Raw genomic sequence first — 13,811 nt, 5'->3', positions numbered from 1 at the left:
GGGCCAGACCTCAGAAACTGAGATCTGGTCGGGACCTGGCCGGCATTACATCATGCCGCCCATGCCTCCCATTCCGCCCATTCCACCCATGTCTGGCATACCGCCAGACTTCTCGTCTTCAGGCTCGTCCGCAACCATCGCCTCGGTGGTGATGATCAGGGATGCTACGGAGGCAGCCGCCTGCAGGGAAGAACGGGTGACCTTGGCAGGATCCAGGATGCCCATTTCCAGCATGTCGCCGTACTGCTCGGTTGCGGCGTTGAAGCCGAAGGAACCTTCGCCTTCTTTCACCTTGGCAACCACAACAGAGGATTCACCACCTGCGTTGAATACGATCTGACGCAGCGGCGCTTCCATGGCACGGCGCAGAATGTTCACGCCGGCTTTCTGCTCTTCGTTGATGGCGTCTACCTTGTCCAGGGCCGCAATGGCGCGGATCAGAGTCACACCACCACCGGCTACGATGCCTTCTTCAACGGCAGCACGGGTGGAGTGAAGCGCGTCTTCAACACGGGCCTTCTTCTCTTTCATTTCCACTTCAGAGCCGGCACCAACCTTGATCACGGCAACACCGCCAGCCAGCTTGGCTACGCGCTCTTGCAGCTTCTCTTTGTCGTAGTCAGAGGTGCTGTCTTCGATCTGCTTGCGGATCTGCTCAACGCGGGCTTCGATATCGCCCTGAGCGCCGGCACCGCCGATCAGAGTGGTGTTTTCCTTGGTCACGTTAACACGCTTGGCAGTACCCAGGTCATCCAGAGTGGTGTTCTCCAGGGTCAGGCCTACTTCCTCGGAAATCACGGTACCACCGGTCAGGATGGCGATGTCCTGCAGCATTTCCTTACGACGGTCACCAAAGCCAGGTGCTTTAACCGCGTTCACCTTAACGATGCCACGCATGTTGTTCACAACCAGAGTGGCCAGGGCTTCGCCTTCGATGTCTTCGGCGATGATCTGCAGCGGCTTGCCAGCCTTGGCAACAGCTTCCAGCACCGGCAGCAGTTCGCGGATATTGGAGATTTTCTTGTCAACCAGCAGGATGTACGGGTCATCCAGCTCGGCAGACATGTTGTCCTGGTTATTGATGAAGTACGGGCTCAGGTAGCCGCGGTCGAACTGCATGCCTTCAACCACGTCCAGCTCGTCTTCCAGGCCACGGCCTTCCTCAACGGTAATGACGCCTTCTTTGCCTACGCGCTCCATGGCGTCTGCAATGATCTTGCCGATGGTCTCATCACCATTGGCGGAGATGGTGCCAACCTGGGCGATCATACGGCTGTCGTCGCAGGGCTTGGCCATTTCACGAATGGCTTTAACGGCTTCAGCCGTCCCCTTGTCGATACCGCGCTTCAGATCCATCGGGTTCATGCCGGCAGTCACTGCCTTGATGCCCTCATTGACGATGGACTGGGCCAGAACCGTTGCGGTAGTGGTACCGTCACCAGCGGTTTCGTTGGCCTGGGAAGCAACTTCCTTGACCATCTGCGCGCCCATGTTCTCGAACTTGTCTTTCAGCTCGATTTCCTTGGCCACAGACACACCGTCTTTGGTCACGGTCGGAGCGCCGAAAGACTTCTCCAGAACCACGTTACGGCCTTTCGGGCCCAGGGTTACCTTGACTGCGTCTGCCAGGATGTTTACACCTGCAACCATGCGTTTGCGGGCGCTATCACCGAATTTAACGTCTTTTGCTGCCATGTCTTCTATTCCTGTTCGTTAAACCGAAGTTGAATAAGATCGGATTAATGAGCGTTCGTACTTATCGCTGCTGCGATCACTCAAGCACGCCGTAGATTTCGCTTTCGCTCATGATGAGCAGCTCTTCACCGTCAACCTTTACGGTGTTACCGGCATACTGACCGAAGACCACGGTGTCACCCACCTTGACCGCCAGTGCACGGGTTTCGCCGTTGTCCAGAATACGGCCATTGCCCACAGCAACTACCTCACCCTGGGAAGGCTTCTCTTTGGCGTTACCCGGCAGCACGATGCCACCCGCAGTTTTCTCTTCTTCTTCCTTACGGCGTACGACAACACGATCGTGTAGCGGACGAATTTTCATTGCTCGGTTTCTCCAATAGTCAGATTAATGTGGCAATGACAATTGCATGTTAAAAGTGTCTGGCCGGAACCCCGGACCGGACAAATTGCCCCGGCATCCAAGCCACTGATAGACAGCAGTTTTCAGCCTGAGACGAATCTGTGGTGAGTTAATGGGGTTGCCACCAACGTTTTCAACACCCGGAGCGAAAAAAATTTCACTTTTTTTCGTCGCCCTCACCGCGCTCCCGTGCACGCTCAAGGCGTTCCCGATCGCTCTCCGTCTGATCCTGATATTCACCTTCAATAATGTCGCCATTGGCATCCCGATCAAACGGCCGCTGCGGCCCGAACGGTCCGTGCCCTTCAAACGGGCCCTGCCCGAATGGCCCGGCACCGCCGCCAGCACCAAAATAAAAGCTCCGACTCTGGCCGGCTACCGTCATTCGCCTCAAAGCCTTCGCCGCGAGCCAGTGCCGGGACCCCGGCAGCAAACAGGCAAACCCCACCGCATCGGTAATAAACCCCGGTGTCAGCAACAAGGCCCCGCCCACGGCCAGAATCAGCCCCTCAGCCACTTCCTTCGCCGGCAATTCGCCGCTGTTCAAGCGCTGGTTCGCCCGCAACAACGTGGCCAACCCCTGCTGGCGCAACAGCCAGGCGCCAATGACGGCGGTCAGCAGCACCAGCCCGATGGTGTTCAACACCCCGATCAGGCCGCCGACCTTGATCAGAACCACCATCTCGGCGATGGGCAGAATAATGAAAAGAAAAAGGAAAACGGGCAAAATGCCTCCTTATAAAAACGATGCAGACACACAGAGAACGTAAACCACCTCTGAACTTAATTAGGGCAAACCATGAAACTTCAAGATTCAGTGATCGCAATCACCGGCGGCGGCCAGGGCCTCGGCCGCGCCATGGCAGAATACCTGGCAGCCAAAGGCGCCAGGCTCGCGCTCATCGACCTGATGGAAGACAAACTGACGGAAGCCGCCGACGCCTGCAAACAAGCCGGTAGCGATGCAAAAACCTATGTCTGCAACGTCGCTAAAGAAAACGATGTTGAGAAAACCTTCCAAGCTATCATCAACGACTTTGGCCACCTGAACGGTCTGGTAAACAACGCTGGCATTCTGCGCGACGGCCTGATGGTGAAATTCAAGGACGGCAAACTGGAAAAACGCATGGAACTGGCCCAGTGGCAGTCCGTCATTGATGTAAACCTCACCGGCGTATTCCTGTGCGGCCGCGAAGCCGCCACCCGCATGATCGAAAACGGTGACCAGGGCGTCATTATCAACATCGCCTCCATCTCCCGCGCCGGCAACATGGGCCAGAGCAACTACTCCGCCGCCAAGGCCGGTGTCTCTGCCCTGGTGCCGGTCTGGGCCAAAGAGCTGGCCCGCTATGGCATCCGCTGCATGGGCATCGCCCCTGGCTTCATCGAAACCGAAATGACAGCCTCCATGAAACCCGAAGCCCTGGAGAAAATGACCGCGGGCATTCCGCTCAAGCGCATGGGTAAGCCGGAGGAAATCGCCTCTGCCGTGGCGTTCATCTTCGAGAACGACTACGTCTCCGGCCGTATGATCGAAGTGGACGGCGCACTGCGTCTCTAGTGCGCAGACGCATGAGGCTCTGAATGGACGAGTTCGACAAAGAACCGACAAAAGAGCAGAAAATCTGGCAGGTAGTGGCCGCCATTCCGCAAGGAAAAGTGGCCAGCTACGGCCAGGTCGCCGCCATGGCCGGCCTGGGCCGCCAGGCGCGCTTTGTTGGCCGGGCCCTGGGCAAACTGCCCGCCGGCCACAGCATCCCCTGGCACCGGGTTATCCGCAGCAACGGCCAGATCGCTTTTCCTGGAGGCACAGAAACCTGCCAGCTTCAAACCGAGAAGCTGAGACTGGAGGGGGTGGAGGTGTATAAAGGAAAGGTAAAGATGAAGGACTTTCAGTGGCAGCCCTGAGCCGAACGCCCAAGGCTGCCACCGAGACTAACAAAGACTCAGATCAAACCGCTTTGGCAGCAATGATCTTGTCGTGCCACTCAACCGGGCCGGTCTGGTGCACGGAGCTGCCACGGGAATCCACCGCTACGGTTACCGGCATGTCTTCCACTTCGAACTCGTAAATGGCTTCCATACCCAGCTCTTCGAAGGCCACCACTTCGGCACCCTTGATCGCCTTGGATACCAGGTAAGCCGCACCGCCCACCGCCATCAGGTATACCGCGCCGTGCTTCTTGATCGCATCAATAGCAACCTGGCCACGCTCGGCTTTACCGATCATGCCGGTCAGGCCGGTTTTCTCCAGCATGGTGTCGGTAAACTTGTCCATACGGGTGGCGGTAGTGGGGCCAGCCGGGCCAACCACTTCTTCACGCACCGGATCAACCGGGCCCACGTAATAGATGAAGCGACCTTTCAGATCCACCGGCAGCTCCTCGCCACGCTCGATCATATCCACCATCTTCTTGTGGGCGGCGTCACGGCCAGTCAGCATTTTGCCAGACAGAAGAACAGTTTCACCGGGCTGCCAGTCTTTCACGTCTTCCGGAGTCACGGTGTCCAGATTTACACGGCGAACGTTCTCGCCCACTTCCCAGGTGATTTCTGGCCAGTCGTCCAGGCTCGGCGGTGTCTGCAGAGACGGGCCAGAGCCATCCAGCACAAAATGCGCGTGGCGGGTAGCGGCACAGTTCGGAATAATCGCCACCGGTTTGTTGGCCGCGTGTGTCGGAAAGTCCTTCACCTTCACATCCAGAACCGTGGTCAGACCACCCAGACCCTGGGCACCAATGCCCAGCTCATTGACCTTCTCAAACAGCTCCAGGCGCAATTCTTCAGAGCGGTTAGACGCGCCACGGGCCTGCAGATCGTGAATATCGATTGGGTCCAGCAGGGCTTCCTTGGCCAGTTCCATCGCCTTCTCGGCAGTACCACCAATACCGATACCCAGCATACCAGGCGGGCACCAGCCGGCACCCATCTGGGGCACCATCTTCAGCACCCAGTCCACCACCGAGTCAGACGGGTTCAGCATGGCAAACTTGGACTTGGCTTCAGAGCCGCCGCCCTTGGCTGCCACGTGCACGTCTACCGTGTTACCCGGCACCATTTTGTAGTGGATGATGGCGGGGGTGTTGTCCTTGGTGTTCTGGCGCTTGCCGTCCGGGTCGGCCAGCACGGAGGCACGAAGAACATTGTCCGGGTGGGTGTAAGCACGGCGCACGCCTTCGTTGATCACGTCGTCCAGCGGTATGTCGCACTCGAATTTCACATCCATGCCAATGTTCACGAATACGGTCACAATGCCGGTGTCCTGGCAGATCGGGCGATGGCCCTGGGCACACATCCGGGAATTAATCAGGATCTGGGCCATGGCATCCTTGGCAGCCTGGGACTCTTCGCGCTGATAGGCCTCGTACACAGCCTGAATAAAATCCTTGGGGTGATAGTAGGAAATAAACTGCAGCGCATCGGCTACGCTTTCGATCAGGTCGTCCTGGCGGATAACAGTGGTCATAGTCGCCTCATCAGCTTTCTGATTATCGGAAATGTGCGGAGCCACCCTGGTAGCCCCTGCTTGTATAAGGATGCGTGAGTTTACCAGAAATGAACTCGATAGGACTCGACAAACCCGCCAGTGCCCACTATTTTTCAGAAAGGCCACTCCGACTGTGCGAGGAGGGATTCCGAAAGCAGAATCACACTTTTGGCTGATCAACACTTGCCAGACTGTCGCTATAGTCAAAGCTACAGAAATTGGCTCAAGTGCTGGCTACAATTTCAGACAACGAACGAATTCGTAAAAGCAGAACAGGCAAAAGCACGGAATTCAGGGGCCGACCGGTTCCGTCTACGCCGGATATAACGACACAACAACAGGAAAAGGTTCCACCCATGTTCAAGAAAACTCTAATAAGTCTTGCCGTGGCTTCTTCCCTTGGGTTGACTGGTTGCTTCGATAGCGCCGGCGATGGGGGTAATGCGAATCCGGATTATAAGATCAGCAATCCAGATTTTACTGGGAAAACCTGGCCGGTATTCAACCCTCTAACTGGTCAAATCCCTGTTCCATCGGACCTCAACTTCGACCAGCAAGCTGCAGATGGCTCTTTTGGTGTAGCTGGCGATATGACCAACCCTGTCATCGCCGCATTAAATAATCTCAGTGGGGCGTCTACGGTGGCCCCTGCAGTGGTAAGACTTAGCGGCGACATCGACGCTAGCACGGTAGACTCCAGAGCATTTATCCCCAATCCTGCTGCTGGCCAAGAAGGGCAGCTGCCTGTAATACCGAACCCTAATCAGAATGTATTCCTTATTGAGGTTCAGTACGCTAGCGGAGAACCCGTTCGTGCGCTTGGCATCGGCGAACCACCGACCATTCCTTCAGCAATTACTTTTCAAGTTGCCGCCGGGCAGAATCCACTGGGTAACGGCCGAGATCTAAGCGGGCGGGATCAAGGCGCAGCGATAGCTCACTTGGTCGAACTCGCCAATTCACCAGCTTATGACCACGATGTGCTTGAGCTTGATGGCGACTCCGCGATCAGAATTCGACCCAACAAACCACTAAACCCGCTTAGCAGGCACGTGGTCGTTATCACCAACGGTATCAAGGACATCAGTGGAGAGGCGATCGTTGCCTCTCCAGCTTATCAAAACCTGACCGACGAAAATCAGCCAGTTGGAAACTCCGCTCTCAATCCAGTGCGGACCTTGATCAACAGCTTCTGGGAAAACATCGGCACCAACTACTTCGCTCTCAATAACAGCTCTCGCGCAGCGCTTGGTATGCCGGCATTGACCGATAGCAACATCGCTCTTTCTTACAGCTTTACCACCAGCGAAGACAAGAAAGTCCTAAGTCACATGGCGAATCCGGCCAACTGGATCTCCGACCAGCTCCGACGCTCTGTAACCGTTGGTGCCGCCTCAGCTGCGGTTAAGGACGGAGCCAGCGACTTCGCCACCGTGTTCGGGGCCGTTAGTACTGCTCTGGCAAACTTCGAACCAAGCATTGCTTTGGAAGACGATGGGCTGGCCCCATGCGACGAACCGCCTTTTGACACACCGCTAGGCTCGTTCGACGATCAATTCAACTGCGTTGGCGCACTGGTGAAGTTTTCACTCGATGGCGTTCTTGCAGACGCACAGCTGTCTTTCCCTCAGCCCAAGGCCATTGAGAATATTGGCATTAACAGCACCAATGATGCGCTTTCGGTTTCTGCGGTACTCTCTTCTTTGAACGTTCAGCCAGGCCAAGTGGATGTGCATCAAGGCTTCATTGAGCTGCCACAATATGTCGCCGTTCCGGACAGCACTCAAACCGGGTCAACTTCAACTCTTAGAACTGTAAGCTGGCGCCCTGACGTTCCGCTTGCAGCGGTGCTCGGTGAAGCGCTGGGGGCGACAATCCCCCAGCAAGACGCTGATGTTTCAAATGTATTGAACTACAACTTTCCTTTCCCAACACTGCAAGGCAAGGTCGAAGTTCCAATGCTGGTCATTACTCCAGCTGACGCCGACCCGACAACAGCTGAGGGCGATCCACTGATCCCAGTGATCTTCCAACACGGCATCACCACCGACCGCAGCGCAGCTCTTGCGTTCGGCACTCAGCTCGTTGCAGCAGCACAGAGTGAGGGCCTGAACTTAGCGGTTTTCGCAATCGATCAACCACTGCACGGCGTATCGCCGTTCACCAGAGATGATCAGGAAAGTCTCGCTTTGACATTGTTGGTCCAAGGCGGCCTGGTGCCTGCTCCAACTGAGGATGAGAATGGGGATCCAATTGTTACTCCGCAGGTTCAGGCAACTATTGACGCAATTATTGCGAGACAGTTCCCCGGATTGGTTCTTCAGTCGATCGCTTTCGACACCTCAGGGGAAACTCCAGTGGTTCAGTGTGAGGCAGCCCTCCACGAAGGCATTGCTCCCTCCGCTGAACGGACCTTCCAAGAGGCAGTGGCGAACGTCCTCTCTATTGAGGGCAATGAGACACCGCAATGCGGACCAGAGGCCGCTCAAAGTCTTGGTGGTGCCTTCTCTCTCGACAACACTGTCGCAAATGCTGGAAGCACCATTCCTGGCCTGGCGGCGGCTAGCACAGCAACAGGCGCTGTTGAGGGTATCAATGAGCGCCATTACGGCTTCACCGCCGGTCCTGATGGCAACCCGATAGCCATGAACTTCGAGTCTGGAGTAGGTAGTTCAGGATCATTGTTCATCAACCTCACAAACTTCATGAACTCACGTGACGTTCTGCGTCAGGGTGCAATCGATCTGATGAACCTGACAGCCACGATCAATAGCCTAGAAGGAGTCACCAAAAACGGCGTGACGTTCATTGGACACTCTCTTGGCACGCTCAACGGCGGCGCTTTCGTCGGCGCAGCCACAGCCAGTGGCAATCCGGACTTGTTCGTTGCCGGAGCCCACCTACTGACACCCGTAGCAGGCACGACTCGCTTGCTGGAAAACTCGCCCAGTTTCGCGCCCACGATTTTGGGCGGTCTGCGGGCAGCTGCGGGCCTTGAGCAGGGCGACGCGAATCTGGAGACTTTCTTCTACGTAAATCAGGCCATGCTGGACTCAGTTGATCCGATCAACTTTGCTAATGAGCTTGCTGTTTCGAACACAGTTCTTGCTCAAATAGCCGGTGATCGCACAACGCCAAACGCTGCGGATGTCCGGTTCGGTGAGGACAACGCTCCGCTGAACATCACCTTCCCGAATGGCGTTCGAGTTCAGTCGCCGGCAGCTCCCCTTTCGGGCTCTGAAGCTCTAGCCTTCGTCATGGGAGCTACCCCAACCGACCTGCCACTGAACCTGCCGATGATCACCAGGTATCAAGGTGGCGTGCACGGCACACCGGTCCTCCCGCAAGAGAGTATCGCAGAGGCCGGTGATGTACTGAAGGATCGCTCTATCGCTACAGGCGGAGAAGTCGTTAGCAGTGCAGAAGAAGCTCAGGCAACATTTGGCACGATGATTGCTCAGACAATTGCCCTGATCGGCACAGTAAACGCGCCGCCGCAGGACTAATTGATCCGTTAAAACAATTTGAACTAGGAAGTATTTGAGCTCCCTTACAACCCAAGCCCCCTGTAGTTAACAGGGGGCTTTTTTCTTTTAGTCCCGCGCCTCCTCCCAATAGTACTTTCCAGACCATGGAAGTAAGCGGCCACCTTAACCTACTCCTATTTCAAGCCGTTTTTTCGTTGGCATTTGTCGTTAGTTGCATGCTCTCGGCGTAGAAGACGTCATCACCAACAAGACCGCTCAGCATCGCTTGGATGACATCCTCACCAAAGATCGCCTGTTAGAGGCTGCTAGCACGAAGTCCACGCCAGCATTTCTAGCTCGGCGTAAACGCATAGGGAATCTCGTCTGCAAAGTTGAGTCGCAAGTACAAGGAATAGGCTACGTTGACCTGTCACCCAATACAGCTGCTGCTCCCTGAAATGCCTCTCAGGCTGTCCCCCAAAAAACAACTTGAGCAACAAGAGTACCAAAAGGGTTCCCGGATGCATTCCAGATCGATGTACTCATCAATTTTGCTGAGCGTAGTAGGTGGTTGTCTAGGAACAGCGATCGTGACTCACGACCTCTAATTCGTGTTATTGCAGAGCCAGCCCTTGAGCAGGGGGCAACCTCAGAAACGTCGATGCCCCAATTACAGCCCCCCGCCGCGATGGCGAGGGCCTGTAATCTAAGGCGGCCTTTTCGGTCGCTTCTTTTTCATATCTCTAACTATCAAGAACACGGGCAGCCTTTGTTAACAAGTCCGCCCTTCCCATTTTACTCGGTCATGATCTGGACTGTCCCGTTGGGAATGAGATTCGCCTCAATCTCACCATTACTGAAGTACAGCTTCCGATAATCCTTCTCCGAGTAACGCAATCCCTGATCATTGAAGTATGGTGATCCCTCATCACTCGACTGGGAGTAGCTCACCAGTCCATAGGCCTGAGGGCCCTCGTCTGTGAACTCCAGACCGAAATGCCAACTGGTCCCTCTGGCCATCAACCAACCTTCGCCAGGCTGATCAGAAAGCCCCGCCGTGTTACCAATGGTCGAAGGGGCAATCCTTGGAAATACCGTGTCTTCGGCAACAGGCGAGGCCACTACACCAATCGCATTAAAGGCGCCATCGATAGTCCCGTCACCTCCATGCCAGGGAAACGACTGAAGCTGCTCAACTGGGGTACCACCAGGCGGCACTCCACCGCTCGGCTGATAGTATTGCACCTGTCCGAGCGCCACATCGTAGGCAATTCCAACGGAATCCAGAGCTTCAAGCCCTTCGGCAAGCGCTATCAACATTGCATCATCCGCCGTACCTTTAGTAGCTTCTGACGGCGACGCGGGGGTTGCAACGGGATCGCTAGGATCAAACGGAACGGTCAGGTCCGCCCCAAAACTGTTCCGGTAGTTAGCAATAAATACCCGGAACACATGGGCGCCAACGCTATCCACATCATATACGCCATTCCAGTCCTGCAGGACATCACAGGCCTCCTCCACAGCCCTGGAGCCACCGCCCGAAAGATTCACGGGGTCGCTACCAATCAACGTACAACGGTCCCGCAACTCGGGCAGGAACTCCTCTGCGTACCAGGTACGGTTGTTGTAGATCACGTTGATCAGATCAATCGCCCCAAACTTCCCATCTTGCCCAGCCGGCGCGCCGGCAGCAAATCCCGGATCAGAAGGGTTTTGCAACATTTTGATGCCGATACGGGTTCTTGGGTTCAGGGGCGTTTCTTCTGAGCCGAAGAGGGGGGAAAACCCTGTCAGGAAAGCATCCGGGTTGGTTGCCCAGTAACTGTCATTGGAGTTTTGCACCCAATCGGTACGAAGTAACTGAGGTCGTTTTTCATAGGGCACCAAACCGCCGCATTCACCCTCTACCCAATCATCGCGGGACTTACTTCCATCCAGCAAAGTCAGGCCTGCATTAAAGAGCTGATTGTATTCGGGGCTGACCTTTCGCTTAAAATCTACAACCGCCAGCGCAGCATCCGAAAGATGCGGCACCGAGCTGCTGTCAATGTAATAGGCGTTGCCCTGATCATCCGCGTAGGTGGTATTTGTCCAGAATGTGGTGCCGCAATTCTGGAACACTTGCCGGAACTCAGCCAAAGTACTGGCCCGGCTCATTTGCAGCCAGGTATCCAATAGCCGCTGAGTGGAGGCATTCGCATCCCGATAGGTGTATGCAGTACCCGCTGCGCCCCAGGCGGGGAGGCCGCCGCTGGTTACCGCATCAGCGGCCAACATAGGGCCATACTCTGAGAAGTAGAACGTCTTCTCAAGAATAGTTGGTGTTGGAGAGCCGTTGTTCACCTCGATTCTGTAGGTTTCTGAGGTTATGGGCCGCTCCTGACCATCCTTCAGGTAAGTGAAGTTATCGCCGTCTTTGAGTTGCAACTCATATAACGTAAAACGGCGGCTCGTGGTTACCGTATGAGACCATGCCAGATTCTCATTGAAATTAATCAATGGAATCGCGGTACCCAAAAGCCCCGCTCCGTTGGTATTCAGGTAGCCAGGAACGGTCATCTGGACTTGGTATAGCCTCCTATGGCCGGTGTAGGGAAAATGCGGGTTTGCCAGCAACGCACCTTTACCCTGCTCCGTCAGGTCTCCACCAACACCCCAGGCGTTACTACCAAGCCCGAAATCCTGATAATCGATTTGATTGGCCGCGTTTGACGTTGCGTTTGCAACCAGTTTCCGAAGCATTTCATCGGAAGAGGTATCTCGTGAGGCCGCATTCATGACCGGTGTTGGAGAAGGTGATTCGCCGTCCGGCACTGCCAGGAATACTGCTCCCGTGGCAAACAAAGCACCACTGGCGTATTGACCGACGATCCGGTAATGAGCAAACAGATCAACAGGTGTGATCTCTTTTACCCAAGGTTGATTCCGGCACTCTGGAGGCAAATCTGCCGACTCTGTTTCTTTCACATACTTATTGTAGCCAGCGGCAAATCCCTCGATGAGGGCTCTGGTCTCACTACTGAGGCTCGGATATTCAGCTTCGGCACCACTCAGAATTTTCTGGGCCTTGAAGCTGAAATCGTTGATGATGTTGATATCTCCGGGCCCAGGCCCAAAGTACTTTGCTCTTTCACTCCTGGCCTTGACGATTGCCTCCGCCAGCAAACACACATTGTCCTGTGTTTGGGCGTAACCCGCGCCGAATGCCGCCGATGCGAGGTTGTCGGCTTTGACGTGAGGCACGCCATTGGTGGTCCTGCGAATGGTAGCGTTGAACTTACCGTCTGCGGGGAATAGCGTTTCGTCGACACTTGAACCGGAACCCGATGAGCTGCCGCCAAAACAACCGACTAACAACATGCTGGAAGCAAGCATTACTCCAGCAGCTTTCAACACCCCCAGGTGGGCGTGTTGAGAACTATCGCTTAGCCATCTCATAATAAATCGTCCATTGTAATTGTTGGATAGGAGCCAAAAACCTGACTCACTATCACAAATTAGCAGACGACTTTAGTTTTTGCCCGCAAATGAACGCCAATTCACTCTTTAATCTGACGCCGCAACATGCCGAATCGGACAACCTAACTGCTGCTGCCCCACACCATCCCCCCGATCCCTCTCAACCACCATCCTCCGCGCCACAATCTGCGGATGCTCCGCCGCCTCCTCGATCGTCAGCACAGGCTCCACACAAGCATCCACCTCGGCAAAAATTGCCCGCCAATCGGCAAACGTTTTCGCTCCAATCTTCTCTTTAATGGCAGCCTTCAACTTCTGCTGATGCTCAGGGTTCTGGCTCAGGGCAAAGCTCTTCACCTCGCTGAGTCCGAGCGTGTCACACAACCGCGCGGAGAACTGCGGCTCCAGGCTGCCTACCGACAACCAACGGCCATCGCTGGTCTGGTAGTAATCGTAGAAGGTGCCGCCGTTGAGCATTCCACTCTCCGGCTTCTGGGGCTGGCCGCCGGCCAGGGCGGCGGCGCCGGCCATGGCGTTGAGGGAGAAGGCGGCGTCGGTCATGCTGATGTCGATGAAGGCGCCCTGCCCGGTTTGTTGGCGCTGAATGACCGCAGCGAGAATGCCCATCACCGCGTGGTGAGAGCCGCCGGCCACGTCGGCAACCTGTATACCCATGGGTGGTGGGCCGCTGTCGGCGCGGCCGCAATGGCTGGCGACGCCGGAGATAGCCAGGTAGTTGATGTCATGGCCGGCGCGGTCTTTGTAGGGGCCGGTCTGGCCGTAACCGGTGATGGCACAGTAAATCAGATTCGGGTTGATGGCTTTGAGGGTTTCGTAGCCAATGCCCAGCCGATCCATCACACCCGGGCGGAATTGCTCCACTACGATGTCGTAGTCTTTGACCAGTTCTTTCACCTTCTCCACGCTCTCAGGCTGTTTCAGGTTGAGCTGGAGTGTCTGCTTGCCACGACTGAGGTACGAGAAGGTGGTGCTGAACTTGCCATCAAATGGGGGCATTACCTTGGCCAGGTCTACCCTGTCCGGCGCTTCCACACGCAACACTTCCGCGCCCATGTCGGCGAGCATCATGGTGGCGTAGGGGCCGGGTAACAGGGTGCTGAAATCGAGTATTTTCAGGGTGTTCAGTGGGCCTGCCATGGTCGTCTCCATTGGTTGATCTGAGGTATTGTTAGTACTTTGGCTCATGCTGCCGGGTTTTGCAGAGGGGGCCAACTGCCGGTTCCTTCATTCCCATTGGCAGAATCTTCCATCTTTCGCGAAATCAGATGGTTGCATTGTC

General features: G+C 55.6%; 9 protein-coding genes. 3 read left to right on the top strand and 6 right to left on the bottom strand.

Features of this window, described 5'->3' with window-relative positions; translation table 11 throughout:
* Positions 1-45: 45 nt before the first annotated feature.
* The 3 genes from groL to C7H10_RS13930 all read right to left on the bottom strand — a co-directional run bounded on the left by groL (position 46) and on the right by C7H10_RS13930 (position 2,825).
* On the bottom strand, positions 46-1,695 hold the full coding sequence (groL, locus tag C7H10_RS13940; RefSeq protein ID WP_106695369.1) for a chaperonin GroEL: 1,650 nt from the start codon (positions 1,693-1,695) through the stop codon (positions 46-48).
* A gap of 76 nt (positions 1,696-1,771) precedes the next feature.
* On the bottom strand, positions 1,772-2,059 hold the full coding sequence (gene groES, locus C7H10_RS13935; RefSeq protein ID WP_058091815.1) for a co-chaperone GroES: 288 nt from the start codon (positions 2,057-2,059) through the stop codon (positions 1,772-1,774).
* 196 nt (positions 2,060-2,255) lie between these two features.
* Positions 2,256-2,825 (bottom strand): FxsA family protein, encoded by a 570-nt coding sequence (locus C7H10_RS13930; RefSeq protein ID WP_072677699.1) that lies wholly within the window; start codon positions 2,823-2,825, stop codon positions 2,256-2,258.
* Positions 2,826-2,897: 72 nt separating this feature from the next.
* On the opposite strand from C7H10_RS13930, the gene C7H10_RS13925 reads away from it, so the two are divergent.
* The gene (locus tag C7H10_RS13925; RefSeq protein ID WP_106695368.1) at positions 2,898-3,659 is read left to right on the top strand and encodes an SDR family oxidoreductase; all 762 of its coding nucleotides are present in this window, start codon (positions 2,898-2,900) and stop codon (positions 3,657-3,659) included.
* Positions 3,660-3,682: 23 nt separating this feature from the next.
* Entirely contained in the window at positions 3,683-4,006 is a 324-nt protein-coding gene (locus tag C7H10_RS13920) for an MGMT family protein (RefSeq protein WP_106695367.1), read from the top strand.
* Positions 4,007-4,049: 43 nt separating this feature from the next.
* Here C7H10_RS13920 and C7H10_RS13915 read toward each other — a convergent pair whose 3' ends face one another.
* Positions 4,050-5,564, bottom strand: coding sequence for a fumarate hydratase (locus C7H10_RS13915; protein WP_106695366.1), 1,515 nt, complete (start codon positions 5,562-5,564; stop codon positions 4,050-4,052).
* Between the two features lie 377 nt (positions 5,565-5,941).
* Here C7H10_RS13915 and C7H10_RS13910 point away from each other — a divergent pair, with 377 nt between their 5' ends.
* A complete protein-coding gene (locus C7H10_RS13910) occupies positions 5,942-9,091 on the top strand; it encodes a hypothetical protein (protein WP_106695365.1) in 3,150 nt (1,049 codons plus the stop codon).
* A 756-nt stretch (positions 9,092-9,847) separates the two neighbouring features.
* On the opposite strand, the gene C7H10_RS13905 is transcribed toward C7H10_RS13910, so the two are convergent.
* Both C7H10_RS13905 and C7H10_RS13900 read right to left on the bottom strand, forming a co-directional pair.
* Positions 9,848-12,490 carry a penicillin acylase family protein gene (locus C7H10_RS13905; RefSeq protein WP_106695364.1) on the bottom strand — a complete coding sequence of 881 codons (2,643 nt, stop codon included), beginning with the start codon at positions 12,488-12,490 and terminating at the stop codon, positions 9,848-9,850.
* Positions 12,491-12,598: 108 nt separating this feature from the next.
* Positions 12,599-13,669 (bottom strand): CaiB/BaiF CoA transferase family protein, encoded by a 1,071-nt coding sequence (locus C7H10_RS13900; RefSeq protein ID WP_106695363.1) that lies wholly within the window; start codon positions 13,667-13,669, stop codon positions 12,599-12,601.
* Between the last annotated feature and the right edge of the window lie 142 nt (positions 13,670-13,811).

It is taken from the genome of Marinobacter shengliensis, assembly GCF_003007715.1.
In the GTDB taxonomy this organism is placed as follows: Bacteria; Pseudomonadota; Gammaproteobacteria; order Pseudomonadales; family Oleiphilaceae; genus Marinobacter; species Marinobacter shengliensis.
This window is presented reverse-complemented; position numbering and strand designations above follow the sequence as displayed.

Excerpts from the sequence above, each read along its gene's own strand:
- groL (WP_106695369.1), bottom strand. The coding sequence starts at position 1,695 with ATGGCAGCAAAAGACGTTAAATTCGGTGATAGCGCCCGCAAACGCATG.
- groES (WP_058091815.1), bottom strand. The coding sequence starts at position 2,059 with ATGAAAATTCGTCCGCTACACGATCGTGTTGTCGTACGCCGTAAGGAA.
- C7H10_RS13910 (WP_106695365.1), top strand. The coding sequence starts at position 5,942 with ATGTTCAAGAAAACTCTAATAAGTCTTGCCGTGGCTTCTTCCCTTGGG.
- C7H10_RS13925 (WP_106695368.1), top strand. The coding sequence starts at position 2,898 with ATGAAACTTCAAGATTCAGTGATCGCAATCACCGGCGGCGGCCAGGGC.
- C7H10_RS13905 (WP_106695364.1), bottom strand. The coding sequence starts at position 12,490 with ATGAGATGGCTAAGCGATAGTTCTCAACACGCCCACCTGGGGGTGTTG.
- C7H10_RS13915 (WP_106695366.1), bottom strand. The coding sequence starts at position 5,564 with ATGACCACTGTTATCCGCCAGGACGACCTGATCGAAAGCGTAGCCGAT.
- C7H10_RS13900 (WP_106695363.1), bottom strand. The coding sequence starts at position 13,669 with ATGGCAGGCCCACTGAACACCCTGAAAATACTCGATTTCAGCACCCTG.
- C7H10_RS13920 (WP_106695367.1), top strand. The coding sequence starts at position 3,683 with ATGGACGAGTTCGACAAAGAACCGACAAAAGAGCAGAAAATCTGGCAG.